The 18,028-nt window shown below is 72.4% G+C and carries 14 protein-coding genes; 12 read left to right on the forward strand and 2 right to left on the reverse strand.

The genetic code is table 11. The features are described 5' to 3' along the window. Positions 1-41 precede the first annotated feature (41 nt). The 7 genes from IE318_RS37990 (at position 42) to IE318_RS38020 (ending at position 7,895) form a co-directional block, all read left to right on the forward strand. Positions 42-440: a hypothetical protein gene (locus tag IE318_RS37990; protein ID WP_189907473.1), complete on the forward strand. Its 399-nt coding sequence runs from the start codon at positions 42-44 to the stop codon at positions 438-440. A gap of 189 nt (positions 441-629) precedes the next feature. After that, positions 630-2,858 carry an MMPL family transporter gene (locus IE318_RS37995; RefSeq protein WP_189907474.1) on the forward strand — a complete coding sequence of 743 codons (2,229 nt, stop codon included), beginning with the start codon at positions 630-632 and terminating at the stop codon, positions 2,856-2,858. Next, on the forward strand, positions 2,836-3,411 hold the full coding sequence (locus tag IE318_RS38000; protein ID WP_189907475.1) for a GNAT family N-acetyltransferase: 576 nt from the start codon (positions 2,836-2,838) through the stop codon (positions 3,409-3,411). Before IE318_RS37995 ends, IE318_RS38000 begins: the two co-directional genes overlap by 23 nt. Before the next feature lie 45 nt (positions 3,412-3,456). Then, positions 3,457-4,041: a hypothetical protein gene (locus tag IE318_RS38005; protein ID WP_189907476.1), complete on the forward strand. Its 585-nt coding sequence runs from the start codon at positions 3,457-3,459 to the stop codon at positions 4,039-4,041. Between the two features lie 224 nt (positions 4,042-4,265). Further along, entirely contained in the window at positions 4,266-4,451 is a 186-nt protein-coding gene (locus IE318_RS38010; RefSeq protein WP_189907477.1) for a hypothetical protein, read from the forward strand. Between the two features lie 113 nt (positions 4,452-4,564). Further along, on the forward strand, positions 4,565-7,615 hold the full coding sequence (locus IE318_RS38015) for a helix-turn-helix transcriptional regulator (RefSeq protein ID WP_189907483.1): 3,051 nt from the start codon (positions 4,565-4,567) through the stop codon (positions 7,613-7,615). Positions 7,616-7,646: 31 nt separating this feature from the next. After that, positions 7,647-7,895, forward strand: coding sequence for a DUF6191 domain-containing protein (locus tag IE318_RS38020; protein ID WP_189907478.1), 249 nt, complete (start codon positions 7,647-7,649; stop codon positions 7,893-7,895). Between the two features lie 9 nt (positions 7,896-7,904). Here the strand turns inward: IE318_RS38020 and IE318_RS38025 are convergent, their stop codons facing one another. Both IE318_RS38025 and IE318_RS38030 read right to left on the reverse strand, forming a co-directional pair. Next, positions 7,905-9,065, reverse strand: coding sequence for a PQQ-dependent sugar dehydrogenase (locus IE318_RS38025; protein ID WP_373311399.1), 1,161 nt, complete (start codon positions 9,063-9,065; stop codon positions 7,905-7,907). Positions 9,066-9,198: 133 nt separating this feature from the next. Next, positions 9,199-10,197, reverse strand: coding sequence for an aldo/keto reductase (locus IE318_RS38030; protein ID WP_189907479.1), 999 nt, complete (start codon positions 10,195-10,197; stop codon positions 9,199-9,201). Positions 10,198-10,275: 78 nt separating this feature from the next. Here IE318_RS38030 and IE318_RS38035 point away from each other — a divergent pair, with 78 nt between their 5' ends. From IE318_RS38035 to IE318_RS38055, 5 genes are all read left to right on the forward strand, one after another. Continuing rightward, positions 10,276-11,238, forward strand: a complete 963-nt coding sequence (locus tag IE318_RS38035) for a 2-hydroxyacid dehydrogenase (protein WP_189907480.1) — start codon at positions 10,276-10,278, stop codon at positions 11,236-11,238. 446 nt (positions 11,239-11,684) lie between these two features. Continuing rightward, on the forward strand, positions 11,685-14,942 hold the full coding sequence (locus tag IE318_RS38040) for a putative bifunctional diguanylate cyclase/phosphodiesterase (RefSeq protein ID WP_229904020.1): 3,258 nt from the start codon (positions 11,685-11,687) through the stop codon (positions 14,940-14,942). Between the two features lie 267 nt (positions 14,943-15,209). Continuing rightward, positions 15,210-17,060: an acetolactate synthase large subunit gene (locus IE318_RS38045; protein WP_030179420.1), complete on the forward strand. Its 1,851-nt coding sequence runs from the start codon at positions 15,210-15,212 to the stop codon at positions 17,058-17,060. A gap of 34 nt (positions 17,061-17,094) precedes the next feature. After that, entirely contained in the window at positions 17,095-17,622 is a 528-nt protein-coding gene (gene ilvN / locus IE318_RS38050) for an acetolactate synthase small subunit (protein WP_030179423.1), read from the forward strand. A 119-nt stretch (positions 17,623-17,741) separates the two neighbouring features. Then, positions 17,742-18,028, forward strand: a 287-nt coding sequence (locus tag IE318_RS38055) for an NAD(P)-binding domain-containing protein (protein WP_189907481.1), incomplete at its 3' end; no start/stop codon positions are given.

An 18,028-nucleotide genomic window follows, 5' to 3' on the forward strand; every position in this document is an offset into this window, starting at 1 on the left:
CGCATCCGGTTTCCCGGGCCGAGGCGCTACGCTCGCCCGCCATGAGTGGACGCGCCGATTCCGAAACGCACCCCGAGATATCCGCGGTGGACGAGGTCTCGGCCGCCGCGGTACCGGACGGGGGCGAGGACGCCAGGGGCGCCGAGGGTGCCGACGACACCGAGGGCCACGGAGACGACCCGCAGGACGGCGCCGAGGTCGCTCGCCGGGCCCGCTGGACGGCGGCCGGCACGGGAGCGCTGCTCACGCTCGCCGGGATCGCCGCGTGCCTGCTGCGACTCCGCGACTCGGCCCCGGCCCTCGTCCCGGCCGCCTACGCCGTCGGCGCCGCCGTCTGCGCGGGGGCGGCCCTCCTCGGTCAACGGGGCCACACCCGGCGGGCGCTGTGGCTGCTGATCGTCGGGGTGATGGTGATGGCACTCGGCGACCAGTCGGACTGAGGTGACAGAACCCGCCTGACTGTCCTGTGAATTCGGTCCCAGTCATGTGAATAACGCCACGAAGGCGCTAAACGATCACATTCGCCTGCAAGAGTGTCATCAGATTGCTCATGCGTTCTTTGCGGGCCGTTCACTTCATGAACGACTGTTCCCGGTCAAAGATCCACAAATCACCTGGGAGCACGTTTCGTGGCAGCCCTCGCGCGCTGGTGTGTCCGGCACCGCCTCGTCGTCGTTCTGCTCTGGCTCCTCGCCCTCGGCGGGGTCACCGTCGCCGCCGCCGTCACCGGCCCGGCCTACTCGAACGACTTCGAGGTCCCCGGCACCGAGTCCGGCCGCGCCACCCGGCTGCTGCAGGAGGGCTTCCCTGGCCTCGGCGGCGACAGCGACACCGTCGTCTGGCACACCACGCCCGGCAGCGTCCGCGCCTCCGACGTCGAGCAGACGATGACCCGCACCATGGACCGGCTGGAGTCCCTGCCCGGGGTGGCCTCCGTGACGAGCCCCTACAAGGGCCAGGGGGCGGGTCAGATCAGCCGCGACGGGCACACCGCGTACGCGACGGTCACCTTCGCCCACCCGGCCCAGGACATCCCGAAGTCCGAGACAGAGGCCGTCGTCTCCACCGCCAAGGCCGCCCAGACCGAGGGGCTCGAGGTGGAGCTCGGCGGCAGCGCCGTCGGGTCCACCGTGCCCTCCGGAGGGCACCTCGCCGAGATCGCCGGGGTGGTCGTGGCCGGCGTGGTGCTCCTGCTCGCCTTCGGCTCGCTCGCCGCGTCCCTGCTGCCCCTCGCCACCGCGCTGGTGAGCGTCGGCACCGCCTACGCCGCCATCGAGCTCCTCGGCCACGCCATGACGGTGGCCACCTTCGCGCCCATGCTGGGCATGCTGATCGGCCTCGGCGTCGGCATCGACTACGCGCTGTTCATCGTCACCCGGCACCGACGCGGCCTCAAACGCGGACTCGACGTAGCGGAGGCGGCCACGACAGCCGTCGCCACCACCGGGCGCGCCGTGGTCTTCGCGGGTGCCACCGTTTGCATCGCCCTGCTGGGCATGCTCATCCTGCGGCTCGGCTTCCTCAACGGGGTCGCGGTCGCCGCCGCCTCGACCGTCGTGCTCACCGTCGCCGCCTCGGTGACGCTGCTGCCGGCCCTGCTGTCCTTCATCGGCCCGCGGGCCCTGAGCAGGCGCGAACGCCGCAGACTGGCCGAGCACGGACCCGAGCCCGAGCTGCCCACCGGCTTCGCCGCCCGCTGGTCCGCGTTCGTCGAACGCCACCCCAAGCTGCTGGGCACCCTCGCGCTGGTCGTCATCACGGTGCTCGCCCTGCCCACGTTCACCCTTCACCTGGGCACCTCCGACCAGGGCAACGACCCGGCGTCGTCGACCACCCGCAAGGCCTACGACCTCGTCGCCGAGGGCTTCGGCCCGGGCGTCAACGGACCCCTCACGCTCGTGACGCGCGTCGACGGGGGCGAGGACAAACTCGCGCTGGACAGCCTCGGCACCACCCTGCGCTCCACCGAGGGCGTCGCCTCGGTCACGCCCGTGACCTACGACACCGGCGGCAGTACCGCCTACCTGACCGTGGTCCCCGACTCCGCGCCCCAGTCCCAGCGCACCAGCGACCTCGTCGACCGGCTGCGCACCGAGGTGCTGCCCCGCGCGGAGACCGGCACCTCCCTCGATGTGCAGGTCGGCGGCGTGACCGCCGGATACGACGACTTCGCCGGCGTCATCGTCGGCAGGCTGCCGCTGTTCGTCGGCGTCGTCGTCAGCCTCGGCTGCGTCCTGCTCCTGCTCGCCTTCCGGTCCGTCGGCATACCCCTGAAGGCCGCCGCCATGAACGTCGCCGCCGTCGCCGCCGCGTTCGGCGTCGTCGTCGCGATCTTCCAGTGGGGGTGGGGCAGCGAGTTCCTCGGCCTCGGCCGGGCCGGGCCCATCGAGCCCTTCCTGCCCGTGATCATGGTCTCGGTGCTCTTCGGCCTCTCCATGGACTACCAGGTCTTCCTGGTCAGCCGGATGTACGAGGAGTGGCTGGAGACCGGCGACAACCGCCGTGCCGTCCGCGTCGGCCTCGCCGAGACCAGCCGCGTGATCAACTCCGCCGCGGTCATCATGATCTCGGTCTTCCTCGCCTTCGTGCTCGGCGGCGACCGCGTGATCGCCATGTTCGGCATCGGGCTCGCCGCCGCCGTCGCCCTCGACGCCTTCGTGCTGCGCACCCTGCTGGTGCCCGCCCTGATGCATCTGCTGGGCCGCGCCAACTGGTGGCTGCCGCGCCGGCTGGACCGCGTACTGCCCCGGATCAGCATCGAGCCGCCCGAGTGCCGTGCCGCCCATGAGAAGCTCACCGACGTCGTGGAAGCACTGGCGAAGGAGCGGCCGCAGGATGTACGCGATACCTCTGGGTGACGACGGAGCCGAACTGCGGCCCCTGGAGTCCTGGCACGCCGAGGAGTTCCTCGCGCACCTCGACCGGGGACGGGACTTCATCGGGCAGTACATCCCCTTCGGATCCCGGGAGACGGACGTCGGCTCCGCGCGGGCCCTGCTCACCCGGTACGCCGAGAAGCGCGCCGCCGACAGCGGCAGCCTGCACGGCATCTGGCTGGACGGGAAGCTGGTCGGCGGGGTGCTGTTCCGGACGTTCGACGCGGAACAGGGCACCTGCGAGGTCGGCTGCTGGCTGGAGCCCGCCGGGGCCGGCCGGGGGCTGGTCACGCGCGCGATGCGGGTGCTGCTCGACTGGGCGTTCGACGGGCGCGGCATGCACCGCGTGGAATGGCAGGCGGCCTCCGCCAACCAGCCGAGCATCAACGTCGCCCGCCGCCTGGGCATGACCCGGGACGGAGTGCTCCGCGAGAGCCGCGCCCACCGGGGCGTACGGCACGACATCGAGATCTGGTCGGTGCTGGCTCCCGAGTGGCGTGCGGCACGCGCGCGTGCCGCACGGGGCGATCGTTGACGATCATTAAGACGCTTCTCAGACAGCGTCCGTACGGTGCGCCCCATGGCAACCAAGACTGCAGACGAGGCCGGGGCCACCGAGGCCACTGAGACCGACGAGGCCACCGAGCCGCTGGACGACGAGGCAAGGGCGGAAGGCCCGGACGCCGCGGAGAGCACGGACGGCGCCGAGAGCACGGACGGCGCGGAGGCGGCGGGCACCGAGGCCGGGGCCGAGGACGTGAAGGAGGCGGGGCCCTCCGGCGTCGGGCAGGGCGCCGGTGCCGTCGTCTCCGCCGCGCTGGGCCTGGTCTCGCTGAGCGGCAGCTGGCTCGGCACCGTCGCGGGCGCGCGCGAGCAGCTGACCGGCCAGCTGCGGACCTCCACCTCCGCGAGCGTCGCCCAGCAGATCAAGGAGGTCTACGGCGACGCCTGGCACACCACCGCGCTGTGGGGCGGACTGTTCGCGCTCCTCGCCCTGATCGTCGGTGTCGTGGTCCTCGCCCGGCCCGCGTTCGGTGCCCCGGGCAGGCCGCAGGCGCCCTGGACCAAGTCGGTCGCCTGGGCGGGCGTCGCGCTCGGTGTCCTCGGCCTGCTGCTGGCCGTCCTGAAGTACACCGACGTCCTGCTCGCCCTGCCGTCCGCCTGAGCGCCACCGCGAGCCCGACCGGGTGTCACCGCAGGCCGAAGAGGGGCCTTAGGACCGCCGTAGGTGCCTTACGGCGGTTTCTGAGGCCCCTCCTGCGTATCTAAGGCCCCGGGCAGTGCCGAAGATGCGGAACCCGCCCGATGCGGCCCGCCCCCCTGGGAGACGAAGGTGGTCATCGAGCACCGAAGCGGTGTTCGGACACCATCTCTCACCAGGGAGCCACCATGTACGGGTACGAACTCCACCAGCTGCGTTCCGCCGAGCTGCGCCGCGAGGCCGACCGGGCGCGCCTGGTCCGCGAGGCGCTGCGCGTCCGCCGCGCCGCCCGGCGATCCGCCGACCAGGACGCCCCCGAGGCGGAGGCGCATAGCAGCGGCCCGCGGCGGCACTGGTTCACCCCGGTCGCGTGAACAGGGGACAGCGGGGAGCCACCGGCTCCATGGCGGTCGGCCCGGCCCTTCCGCCGGGCACCGCCCGCACCGTCCAGCCGAAAAACGGTGCCGCGCTGTCAGACCCGCATGCGATGCTCAGGAGTGTGGAAGCCAGGTCCGTCAGTCCGGTGTTCGTAGGCCGCGCGAACGAGTTGGACACACTGCACGACGCGTTCTCCCGCGCGGCCGGGGGAGAGCCGCAGGCACTGCTGATCGGCGGTGAGGCCGGCGTCGGCAAGACGCGGCTGATCGAGGAGTTCGCCGCCGCCGTCGGCTGCCGGGGCGCCGTGGTCGCGGTCGGCGGCTGCGTGGAGATGGGCGCCGACGGACTGCCGTTCGCCCCGTTCTCCACGGCCCTGCGCGCCCTGCGCCGGGAGATGCCCGACGAACTCGCCGCCGCGGCCGCCGGACAGGAGGAGGAGCTCGCCCGGCTGCTGCCCGAGCTGGGCGAGCAGCCCGTCACGCGCGGCGCGGGCCGGCACGACGAGGACGGCATGGCCCGCCTCTTCGAACTCACCGCCCGCCTGTTGGAGCAGGTCGCCGCCGACCGCACCGTGGTCCTCGCCCTGGAGGACCTGCACTGGGCCGACGCCTCCACCCGCCACCTCCTGGCCTACCTCTTCCGCACCCTGCGCACCGGCCGCCTGGTCGTCCTGGCCAGCTACCGCTCCGACGACATCCACCGCCGTCACCCGCTGCGCCCCCTGCTCGCCGAACTCGACCGGCTGCGCACGGTCCGCCGCATCGAACTCGCCCGCTTCACCCGCCAGGAGGTCGGCCGCCAGATCGCCGGCATCCTCGCCGCCGAACCGGCCCCCGCCCAGGTCGACGACATCTTCGAACGCTCCGACGGCAACGCCTTCTTCGTCGAGGAGCTCGCCTGCTGCGCCGCCGAGGGCTGCGCCGCCCTCAGCGACTCCCTGCGTGATCTGCTCCTCGTGCGCGTCGAGGCACTGCCCGAGACCGCCCAGCGGGTCGTCCGGATCGTCGCCGAGGGCGGCTCCACCGTCGAGTACCCACTGCTGGCGGCCGTGGCCCGGCTCGCCGAGGACGACCTCATCGAGGCGCTGCGGGCCGCCGTCAACGTCAACATCCTCGTCGCCGCACGCACCGGCGACGGCTACCGCTTCCGGCACTCCCTGGTCCGCGAGGCCGTCAGCGACGACCTGCTGCCCGGCGAACGCTCCCGCCTCAACCGCCGCTACGCCGAAGCCCTGGAGGCCGATCCGACGCTCGTCCCCGCCGACCAGCGCGTCATGCGGCTGGCCAGCTACTGGTACCACGCCCACGACCCGGCCAAGGCCCTGCCCGCCGTCCTGGACGCATCCGTCACGGCCCGCGCCCGGCACGCCTACAGCGAACAGTTGCGCCTCCTGGAGCGGGCCATGGAGTTGTGGGACTCCGCACCACAGGACGTACGGACGCGGCTCCGGCTCAGCGAGCACATCGAGGCCTACCACCCTTGCGACTGCGACCCGGCGGACACGCCCCTGCGCTATCTCGACCTGATGGCAGAGGCGGCCGTAGCGGGCCGCCTCTGCGGGGAACGGGATCGTGCCATGAAGATCATCAAGCGGGCGCTGCGCCTGTTGGAGGACGAACACGACCCCCTGCGCGCCGCCTGGTTCTGGGTCCAGCGCTCCCGGGTCGTCCAGGCAAAGGCCCAGGGCGACGGCTGGCGCGAACTCGCCACCGCACAGGAACTGGTGCGCGGCCTGCCGCCCTCCGAGGTGCACGCCGAGGTGCTCGCCAATGTCGCCAACTGGTCCATGGTGCACGTGGGCGGCGCCGAGGCCTTCTCGGCCGCCGAGCGGGCCGTGGAGTACGCGCGCATGGTCGGCGCCTGCGACATCGAGATGACCGCACGCCTGACCCTCGGCGGCCTCATGGTCGAGGCCGGCGAGGTCGAGAGCGGACTCGCCGAGATGCACGAGGTCAAACGGCGCACGGTGGCCGACGGCATAGCCGCGGTCGCCGGGCGCTCCTACGTCAACCTGCCGTCCGCGCTGGAGTCCGTGGGCCGCGCTCGGGAGGCCGTCCCCCTGTTGGAGGAGGGCATCGCCTTCGCCCGCAGCCACGGTCTGCTCGACACGGAGGCCTGGGTCTGGGGAAACCTCGCCGAATCCCTGTTCACTCTGGGCCGCTGGGAGGAGGCTGCCGACGCGGCCTCCCGCTCGCGGCGCGTCGGCCGAAGCGCCAAGCCGCGCGCCTTCCATGCCCGGATCCGCGCCGAACTCGCCCTCGCCCGCGGTGAGCCGGCCGAGGCGGCGGCGCAACTGGCCGACGCGCGTGTGCACTTCGGCGTCCACGACTTCGCGCCGCAGCACGCCCTGCCCCTGGCCCGTATCGCGATCGCTGTCGCCGCGGGCGAGGGCCGCCTGCTGGACGCCCGCGCCGAACTCGACCAGGTCCTGGAGGCCGGCTTCCCGCCCGGCCATCAGCGGTACGGCTGGCCCCTGCTGCTCACCGCCGCCATCATGGAGGTCCGCGCGGTCGGTGTGCCCGCCGCCGACCCCGGCCGCCAGGGCGTCCTCGACCGCATCCGGCGGGCCGGCCGGTCACTGGCCACCAACGTGCCCCTCTGGCAGGCGTACGAACGATGGGTGCGCGCCGAGCTGCTGCGGGCCGAGGGCCATGGCCGCGCCGACGACTGGGCCGAGATCGTCGCCGCCTTCGAGACCCTGGAGCGCCCCTACGACCTCGCCCGGGTCCGCTTCCGCCTGGCCGAGTCCCTGCTGCACTCCGGCGAGGACGAGCGGGAGCGCGCCGCGGAGCTGCTCCGCCTGGCCCACGCCGTCGCCGAGCACCTGCGTGCCCGCCCGCTGGCCGACTCCGTGGCCCTGCTGGCCCAGCGCGCCCGCCTGTCGCTGACCCACGCCCCGCAGCGGCGACTCGCCCCGGCCGACCCCGCCGAGTCCCTCGGCCTCACCAACCGGGAACGTGACGTGCTGCGCCTGGTCGCGCTGGGCCGCACCAACCGCCAGATAGCCGAGGAGCTGTTCATCTCCCCCAAGACGGCGAGCGTCCACGTCTCGAACATCCTCGGCAAGCTCGGCGTCTCCGGGCGCGGCGAGGCGGCGGCCGTGGCGCACCGGATGGAGCTGTTCCCGCAGGACACGCTCACTGTCCCGACGGCGGGGTGAGCCGTACGGTGGACAGCAGGGAGGGGCCACCGTGTTCAACATCTTCGAGGAACTCTTCGCGCCCGGCCGCAAGCACACCCGGGACGAGCAGAAGCGGCTGGAACTGACCCGGGAGGACATCGGGGACAACGACCCGGGGCGGGGCCCCATCGATCTCGCGTCGGGGAAGGTCGTCGTACGGCCGCCCAGGACGGCCCGCGACGAGACCGACCCCGGTGACGAGACCGACCCCGGTGACGAGGCCGAGCCCGGCGATGGGGCCGAGCCCGGCGACGAGTGAGCCCGGGGGCTACTTCACCTGCACCTCGAGGATCCGGTCGTCGCCCTTCTTGGGGTTGCCGCGCCCGTCCGTGTTGCTGGTGACCAGCCAGAGCTTGTCGCCCCCGGCCGCGGCCACCGTGCGCAGCCGGCCGTAGGTGTCCGTCAGGAACGCCTGGGGCGGCGCCGAGGCCTCCGTGCCCTTCAGGGGGATCCGCCACAGGCGTTGGCCCCTCAGGCCGGCCATCCAGACGGAGCCCTCGGCGTAGGCGATGCCGCTGGGGGAGGCCTCGTCCGTGTGCCACTGGGCGATCGGGTTGTGGTACTTCGGGTCGCTCGACCTGCCCTCCGCGTCCGGCCAGCCGTAGTTGTCGCCGGGCTTGATCGCGTTCAGTTCGTCCCAGGTGTCCTGGCCGAACTCGGAGGCGAACAGGCGCTGTTTGCCGTCCCAGGCCAGGCCCTGCACATTGCGGTGGCCGTAGGTGTAGACGGGGGAGTCGGGAAAGGGGTTGCCCGGCGCCGGCCCGCCCTCCGGGGTCAGCCGCAGGATCTTGCCGCCCAGGGACTTCTTGTCCTGGGCCAGGCCCCGCTCGCCGCTCTCGCCCGTGCCCGCGTAGAGCATGCCGTCGGGTCCGAAGGCGATCCGGCCGCCGTTGTGGATGACGCCCTTGGGGATGCCCTTGAAGATCGTGTCGGGTGCGCCGAGCTGTTCTCCGGCCGGCTTCTTCGGGTCGTACAGCATCCGGACGATGCGGTTGTCCGAGGCCGAGGTGAAGTAGGCGTAGATCATGTGGTCCGAGGCGTATCCGGGGGAGAGCGCGATGCCGAGGAGACCGCCCTCGCCCTCCGGGGCCACCCCGGAGACCGTGCCCAGCTCGGTCTGCTTGCCCGTCCTGTCGTCGACCCGGGTGATCGTGGCCTTGTCGCGGGAGGAGACGAGGAGACCGCCGCCGGGCAGCGGCGCCAGCCCCCAGGGGCTGTCCAGGCCCTCCGTGACCGTGCGCAGCACCTTCACCGAGCCCTTGGCCGGTGGCGCGGTCTCCCCGGGGGCCTGTCCGGAGGGCGAGGACTGTGCGGCCGTCGTACGGCCGGGCGCCGCGCCCTGCCCGGACGGCGTCCCACCCGAGTCGCACCCTGCCGCCAACAGCAGCGCGGCGGCCAGCACACCCGTCACAGCTCGTCGTTGCACGATGAAGTCCCTTCGACGCGGCGGGTCCTACTTCTCATACACCGCCCGCGCCTCCAAGGTTCCCGACTCCGGGATTCCGACGCTCCCCGGCAGCGCCGTACGGGTCCACACGGCGACCCCGTACCGGACCGGTCTCTCAGTCCCACGACCCCCGCGCCGCCGGAAGGCGCCCCAGCTCCGCCAGGTCCTCGTGCGTCAGGCGCAGGTCCGCCGCGCCGGCGTTCTCCACGACCCAGCGCTCGCGCTTGGCGCCCGGGACCGGGACCACGTGCGACCCCTGGGCCAGCACCCAGGCCAGGGCGACCTGGCCCGGAGTGACGTCCTCGCCGTGCCGTGCGGCCACACGCCGCAGGCCGGCCACGATCGGCTGGTTGGCGGCCATCATCTCGGCGGTGAAGCGCGGGTGCCGGGCCCGCAGGTCGTCCGGCTCGAAGCCCTGGCCGGGCGTGAGCGTGCCGGTCAGGAAGCCGTTGCCGAGCGGCATCGCGGCCAGGAAGCCGACGCCGCGCGCCGCGCACCACGGGAGCAGCGACCGAAGCGCCTCCGGCGACCACACCGACAGCTCGGCCTGCACCGCGCCGACCGGGAACACCTGCTGCACCCGCTCCAGCTGCCGGATCGTTCCGTCGTACAGGCGTGCCCCGGACCGGCGCCCGCCGCGCGCCCCCACGGCGCACAGGCCCAGCGCCCGCACCTTCCCGGCCCGCACCAGCTCCGCCATCGCCCCCCAGGTCTCCTCGACGGGGACCTCCGGGTCCGCGCGGTGCAACTGGTACAGGTCGATCACGTCCGTCTGCAGCCGCCGCAGCGACGCGTCGCAGGCCCGCCGCACATAGCCGGGGCGGCCGTTGGCCACGATGTGCTGCTCGCCGACCAGCAGACCCACCTTCGTCGAGACGAAGGCGTCGGACCGCCGCTCCTTCAACACACGCCCCACCAGCAACTCGTTGGTGAACGGGCCGTACATGTCGGCCGTGTCCAGGAGCGTCACGCCCATGTCCAGCGCCCGGTGCACCGCCCTGAGCGACTCCTCCCCCCGCTGCCGCGAGGTGCTGTACGCCCAGCTCATCGGCATGCATCCGAGTCCTACGGCCCCCACCGCGAGTGCCGCCGCGCCGATCGTCCTGCGCTCCACCTCGCCGTAACCCTCCCTCTGCCGCGCCCCACCAACCTAACGTCTGTCTCCTCACGCACCTGGCATAGCCTCCTGAGCATGACTGCTGACGTGTGGCTGCCCATCCCGCCCGACGAGATCGACGGGCTTCCCGAGGGGCTGAACTACCTGTTCTGGGACGGAGGCGACGACGGCGGCCAGGAGTTCCCCGCGGACCCGGCCGACTGCGTCTTCTACGTCGTGCCGTACATGAAGCCCGCCGCGCTCGGCACCCGGCCGATGCCCCGCATGCGTGCGGTGCGGGTCGTCCAGACGCTGTCCGCCGGCACCGACCACGTGGAGGCCGGCCTCAAGGACCTCCCGGCGGGGGTACGGCTGTGCAACGCGCGCGGCGTGCACGAGGCGAGCACGGCCGAGCTGACCCTGACGCTCGTCCTCGCCTCCCTGCGCGGCATCCCCGACTTCGTACGGGCCCAGGACCGGGGCGAGTGGCAGGGAGGTTTCCGCCCCGCGCTCGCCGACAAGACCGTCCTCATCGTCGGTTACGGATCCATCGGCGCCGCCATCGAGGACCGGCTCGCGCCCTTCGAGCTCGCGCGGGTGGCGCGCGTGGCGCGCTCCGGGCGCACCACAGCGCGCGGTCCGGTGCATCCGCTCACCGATCTGCCCTCTCTGCTTCCGGAAGCCGATGTCGTCGTCCTCTCCACGCCCTTGACAGAGGCCACCCGCGGCCTGGTGAACGCCGATTTCCTGGCCCGGATGAAGGACGGGGCCCTGCTCGTGAACGTCGCCCGCGGTGCCGTCGTCGACACGAAGGCCCTGCTGGCGGAGGTGGAGAGCGGCCGTCTCACCGCGGCCCTCGACGTCACCGACCCTGAGCCGCTGCCCCCCGGCCACCCCTTGTGGCACGCGCCCGGCGTGCTGATCAGCCCCCACGTGGGCGGCCCGACATCGGCGTTCCTGCCGCGCGCGAAGCGGCTGCTGACGGGCCAGTTGCACCGCTTCGTGAACCAGGAGCCGCTCGCAAACGTGGTTCTGACGACGGGTGCGTCGGGCGTGTGACACCGGGCGTGTGACCCCTTCGGGTACGGACCGCGACTCTTCGGGCGCGGAGCGTACTCGCATACACGCCGTTCGTCACGCAGCGTAGAGGAGCTATGTCCCTGAGTGACCGGACTGGTGTATCGTCCCGGACAGGGGCTGCGCCGCGAACCGTTCGGCGCCGGGGACGGACATTTCAGACTGCGAGGGGGGCGACGGGCGATGCACGGCGTATGGACGAACGATCCGACGCGGCGGGGCCGCCACCAAAGGCCCTGGCACACGGCCGCGCGCAGACGCGGCCACCACGGCGGTCATCACACCCATCACAGCCATCTCAGCAGTCGTTCCAGCCGGCACTGCCCGCACAGTCACCACCAGCACCGCAGGCCGGGCGGACGCCGCAGGCACGCGCACACGGCGCACCTGGACCCTCGGGACCCGGCGGCGCGGACCGGGAGGGACCGGTGAGCCCGCCCCCGCCCGCCCTGCCCACGCTGGGCGGGGCCCTGCGGCCCCAGCCCGCGCCGAGCGCGCTGCGGGCCCGCCCGCCGGCCGCCGCCGGCGCCGCCCGGAGACTGGTGCCCCAGCTCCTCCTGGCGCTGTTGTGCGCGGGGTACGCCGTCGGCTCCGCCTGCGACTGGGGCTCGCACGAGCTCGCGCTGATCATGGGTGACTTCGGGCTGGCCGCCGCGGCCGGCACCGCCGCCGTCTCCTGCGTCGCGTACGGCCGCTGTCATCACGTCCGCTTCCGCTCCGCTTGGCTGCTGTTCGGCCTCTCCTCGGCGATGGCGGCCCTGGGCAACGGGGTCTGGGGGTGGTACGAGGTCGTCCTCGGCGAGCCCATGCCCAGCCCCAGCTACGCCGACCTGTTCTTCCTCTGCTTCGCGCCCCCCGCGATCGTCGGCCTGCTGGTGCTCGCCAAGCGGCCGGTGACCAAGGCCGGTTGGGTGTGCCTGGCGCTGGACGCCTGGCTGATCGGAGGCTCGCTGCTCACGCTGTCCTGGAGCCTCGCGCTGGCCCAGGCCGCGAAGTTCGACGGGCCGAGCGTCGCGCACACCGCGCTCTCACTGGCGTACCCGCTGCTGGACATCGCTCTGGTCAGCATGGTGCTCGCGCTGCACTTCCGGCGCTCGCCGGTCAACCGCACCGCCGTGAACACCGCGATCGGCGGGCTCGCCCTGACCGTGCTGAGCGACGCCCTGTTCACCTCGCCGCTGCTGCACAACAGCTACCGCTCCGGGCAGCTGCTCGACGCGGGCTGGTTCGCCGGCTCGCTGCTCCTCGCGTACGCCCCCTGGGTCGCGCCCCGGAGTCCCTCGGCGACCACCGAGGAAGACGAGACGAACCACGAGTCGGAACCCGCCGGGCGCAAGTCCCCGGAGTCCTTGGGACACACCGGCGACGGGCACGAGCCCACCGGACAGCGGACCGAGGGCCACACGGGCCACGCGCGCGTGGCCGACGGACAGGACCCCGGGGCCGACGCCGGTCCCGCTTCCGCCGCCGACGGACACACCCCCGCCGCCGACGGGCACGCCCCGGCGTCCGACGCCCAGGCCGTCCCGGCCGACGGGCACGCGCGCGCGGCGGACGACCGGACGCCCGGACGGCGCCCGGCCCCGCGCACCCGCTACCGCCGGGCACCCGCGCCGGCCGGCGACGGCGTCCGGTATCCGGCCGCCCGGCCGATCGCCGGCTCCCTCGCGGCGCTCACCCCGTACCTCGCCGCCGCCGTCTGCACGCTGGGGATCCTCTACAACGTGCTCAACGGCCACAGCGTCGACCGCGTGGTGCTGATCACCGCCGGTGCCGTCGTGCTCGCCCTCGTCGTGCGCCAGGGCATCATGCTGCTCGACAACATCACCCTCACCCAGGAACTGGCCCAGAAGGAGAACCACTTCCGCTCCCTGGTGCAGGGCTCCAGCGACGTCATCATGATCGCCGCACCCAACGGCGTCCTGAGGTACGTCTCCCCGGCCGCCGCCGGGGTGTACGGGCGGCCCGCGGAGGAGCTGGTCGGCACCGAACTGGCCAGCCTCATCCACCCGGAGGACCTGGGCTGTGTGGTGCACGAGGTGCGCCGCTTCCTCGTCGCCGGCCCGCAGGAGGAACCCACCACGCGCATCGAGTGCCGCTTCCGCTCCGGCGACGGCGGCTGGCTCAACGTGGAGTCGACGATCAACCGCCACCACGGCGGCCTGATCTTCAACAGCCGGGACGTCACCGAGAGGGTCCGCCTCCAGGCGCAGCTGCAGCACAACGCGGAGCACGACCCGCTCACCGACCTGCCCAACCGCGCGCTGTTCACCAAGCGCGTGCAGCAGGCCCTGTCCGGCCGCCGCTCCACCGACCGCGGCACCGCCGTGCTCTTCATCGACCTGGACGGCTTCAAGGCCGTCAACGACACGATCGGGCACCAGGCCGGGGACGAGCTGCTCGTCCAGGCCGCCCGCAGACTCCAGGAGGCGGTCCGGCACGGGGACACCGCCTCCCGGCTGGGTGGCGACGAGTTCGCGGCCCTCATCGTCGGGGACGGCACCCGCGACCGCACCGCCCGCGAAGGGCACATCCTGGAGCTCGCCGACCGCCTCAGGGTGACCCTGTCGCAGCCGTACCTCATCGACGGCAACGATGTCCGTGTCGCCGCCTCCATCGGGGTGGCCTTCGCCGAGCCCGGACTCGGCGCGGGGGAGTTGCTGCGCAACGCCGACCTGGCCATGTACCGGGCCAAGGCGGCCGGGAAGGGCCGCGTCGAGCTGTACAAGCCGCAGATGCAGCAGGACGTCGTCCGCAAGGCGGAGCTGGCCGGCCGGCTCAGGTCCGCCCTGCACGACGGCGAGTTCACGCTGCTGCACCAGCCGGTGGTCTGCCTGGAGACCGGACGGATCACGTCGGTCGTGGCGCAGGCGCGCTGGCGCTCCTCCCAGGGGGTGCTCTTCACGCCCGCGGAGTTCCTGCGGGTCGCCGAGGACAGTGACAGGACGGCCGAACTGGGCCGCTGGATGCTGGAGGAGGCCGTGGAGCAGGCCGCCGAGCGCGCCCGGAGCGGTCTGGCCGCGTCCGTGGTCGTCCGGGTGGGCGCCCGCCGTCTGGTGGACCGTTCGCTGCCGCCCGGCACCGTGGAGGCCCTGCTGACCCGGCACGGGCTGCCCTCCGGGGCCCTGGTGATCGAACTGTCGGACACCGACCCGCGGGTCTCCCTGGACGAGCTGGAGCGGCGGCTGGCCGGCCTCAGACGGCTGGGCGTCCGCATCGCGCTGGACGGCTTCGGCAGCGGCCACGGGGCCATCACGGCCCTCAGAAGGCTCCCCGTGGACGTGCTGAAGCTCGACCGCGGCCTGGTCGAGGGCGTCGTCGAGTCCGCCCGGCTGCACAAGATCACCGGTGGGCTGCTGCGCATCGCCGGCGACCTGGGGCTCCAGTCGCTGGCCGAGGGCGTGGACCTGCCCGAGCAGGTCGCCGCCCTGCGCGCGATGGGGTGCACCCACGGGCAGGGCATGGCGTTCGCCGGCCCGCTGGACGAGTACCGGCTGCGCCGGGCGCTCGCCTCCGGCCGCTACCCGGTGCCGCACGGCCCGGCCGAACCGGCCTTCGCCGGCGGCGGGCGCGGTGAGCGCGCCGTGGAAAGGGGTGCCGGCGTGTACACCGGAGGGATGACCGCCGTCCTCGGGGGCGGGACAACCCTGCGACCACATAATGAGACTCCCGTCCCACCCACTTGACACCGGGTGCGTGCCGGGGGGAGGGTCAGTGCCATGCGCACCCGAATTCTCGTACTTGGACAGCGCGTCGGCTGAGCTGGGAACCACCGGAGAGATGACCCGGAATCCCCAGCGACCCTCACCGGCGCGCTCCCCTCGCTTGCCTCACGGCACGAGGGGTTTTTTGTTGCACGGGCACCTGCCGCACAGCAGCCCTGAACCGTGCGAACCTGGCGAAAGCCGACACCCGAACCCTCGCAGAACCTCAGCATCGAGAAGAGAATGCCGATGACCGAGCAGGCCTCCGGGGCCCACCATCCGCAGCCGCGGCCCCGTTCCTCAGGACAGCAGTCCGCGCCCGTCGAGCACGTCACGGGTGCGCAGTCCCTCATCCGCTCTCTCGAGGAGGTCGGCGCCGACACCGTATTCGGCATTCCCGGCGGTGCGATCCTCCCCGCCTACGACCCGCTGATGGACTCGACGAGGGTGCGTCACGTCCTGGTCCGGCACGAGCAGGGCGCCGGTCACGCGGCCACCGGCTACGCGCAGGCCACCGGCAAGGTCGGCGTCTGCATGGCCACCTCGGGCCCCGGCGCCACCAACCTGGTCACGCCGATCGCCGACGCCCACATGGACTCCGTCCCGATGGTCGCCATCACCGGCCAGGTGGCGTCCTCCTCGATCGGTACGGACGCCTTCCAGGAGGCGGACATCGTCGGCATCACCATGCCGATCACCAAGCACAACTTCCTGGTCACCAAGGCCGAGGACATCCCCCGGGTGATCGCCGAGGCGTTCCACATCGCCTCCACCGGCCGCCCCGGCCCGGTCCTCGTCGACATCGCCAAGGACGCCCTCCAGGCGAAGACCACCTTCACCTGGCCGCCCGTCATGGACCTGCCCGGCTACCGGCCCGTCACCAAGCCGCACGCCAAGCAGATCCGCGAGGCCGCCAAACTCATCACCGCCGCCAGGCGCCCCGTCCTCTACGTCGGTGGTGGCGTCCTGAAGGCCAAGGCCACCGCCGAACTGAAGGTGCTGGCCGAACTCACCGGAGCGCCCGTCACCACCACCCTGATGGGGCTCGGCGCGTTCCCCGACAGCCACCCGCTGCACGTGGGAATGCCGGGCATGCACGGTGCGGTCACCGCCGTCACCGCGCTGCAGAAGGCCGACCTGATCGTCGCCCTCGGAGCCCGCTTCGACGACCGCGTCACCGGCAAGCTGGACAGCTTCGCGCCGTACGCCAAGATCGTCCACGCCGACATCGACCCCGCCGAGATCGGCAAGAACCGCGCCGCCGACGTGCCGATCGTCGGTGACGCCCGCGAGGTCATCGCCGACCTGATCCAGGCGGTCCAGAAGGAGCACAGCGAGGGCCACAAGGGCGACTACAGCGCCTGGTGGAAGGACCTCAGCCGCTGGCGCGACACCTACCCGCTGGGCTACGACCAGCCCGAGGACGGCTCGCTGTCCCCGCAAGCGGTCATCGAGCGCATCGGACAGCTCGCCCCCGAGGGCACGATCTTCGCGGCGGGCGTCGGCCAGCACCAGATGTGGGCCGCGCACTTCATCCAGTACGACAAGCCCGCCACCTGGCTGAACTCCGGCGGCGCCGGGACCATGGGCTACGCCGTGCCGGCCGCCATGGGCGCCAAGGCCGGACAGCCCGGGCAGACCGTCTGGGCGATCGACGGTGACGGCTGCTTCCAGATGACCAACCAGGAGCTCACCACCTGCGCCCTGAACAACATCCCGATCAAGGTCGCCGTCATCAACAACGGTGCCCTCGGGATGGTCCGCCAGTGGCAGACCCTGTTCTACAACCAGCGGTACTCCAACACGGTCCTGCACTCCGGTCCGGAGGACGTCAACCCCGAGGCCAGGGGCACCCGGGTCCCCGACTTCGTGAAGCTGTCGGAGGCCATGGGCTGCTACGCGATCCGCTGCGAGCGGCCCGAGGACCTGGACAAGGTCATCGAGGAGGCCAACTCCATCAACGACCGCCCGGTCGTCGTCGACTTCATCGTCCACGAGGACGCGATGGTCTGGCCGATGGTCGCCGCCGGCACCTCCAACGACGAGATCATGGCCGCCCGTGACGTCCGCCCCGACTTCGGCGACAACGAGGACGACTGAGAGCCACCGAGGACTTCAGGAAGGTACGACCGTCATGTCCACCAAGCACACGCTCTCGGTCCTGGTCGAGAACACCCCCGGCATCCTCGCCCGGATCGCCGCCCTGTTCTCCCGCCGCGGCTTCAACATCGACTCGCTCGCGGTCGGCGTCACCGAGCACCCGGACATCTCCCGCATCACCATCGTGGTGAGCGTCGAGGACCTGCCGCTGGAACAGGTGACCAAGCAGCTCAACAAGCTCGTCAACGTGCTCAAGATCGTCGAGCTGGAGCCGTCCCAGGCGGTGCAGCGCGAACTCGTCCTGGTGAAGGTGCGCGCCGACAACGAGACGCGCTCCCAGATCGTCGAGATCGTCCAGCTGTTCCGCGCCAAGACCGTCGACGTCTCCCCGGACGCGGTGACCGTCGAGGCCACCGGGTCCAGCGACAAGCTGTCGGCCATGCTGAAGATGCTGGAGCCGTTCGGCATCAAGGAGCTGGTCCAGTCCGGCACGATCGCGATCGGCCGCGGCGCCCGATCGATCACGGACCGGTCGCTGCGCGCCCTCGACCGGTCGGCTTAGCGACGTATTCGGGCGGTCGGGGGACACCGGCCGCCCGTATACCGAGACCCCCGAACCTCCCGTCCCCTCACCGGCATACGGTGGGACGCACAACCTGCACACCAAGGAGAGAACCCAAAGTGGCCGAGCTGTTCTACGACGCTGACGCCGACCTGTCCATCATCCAGGGCCGCAAGGTCGCGGTCATCGGTTATGGCAGCCAGGGCCACGCCCACGCCCTGTCGCTGCGCGACTCCGGTGTCGACGTCCGGATCGGTCTGCACGAGGGCTCGAAGTCCAAGGCCAAGGCCGAGGAGCAGGGCCTGCGCGTGGTCACCCCGGCGGAGGCTGCCGCCGAGGCCGACGTCATCATGATCCTGGTCCCGGACCCGATCCAGGCCCAGGTCTACGAGGAGTCCATCGCCCC

This window comes from Streptomyces spiralis, assembly GCF_014654675.1.
Classification (GTDB): Bacteria; Actinomycetota; Actinomycetes; order Streptomycetales; family Streptomycetaceae; genus Streptomyces; species Streptomyces spiralis.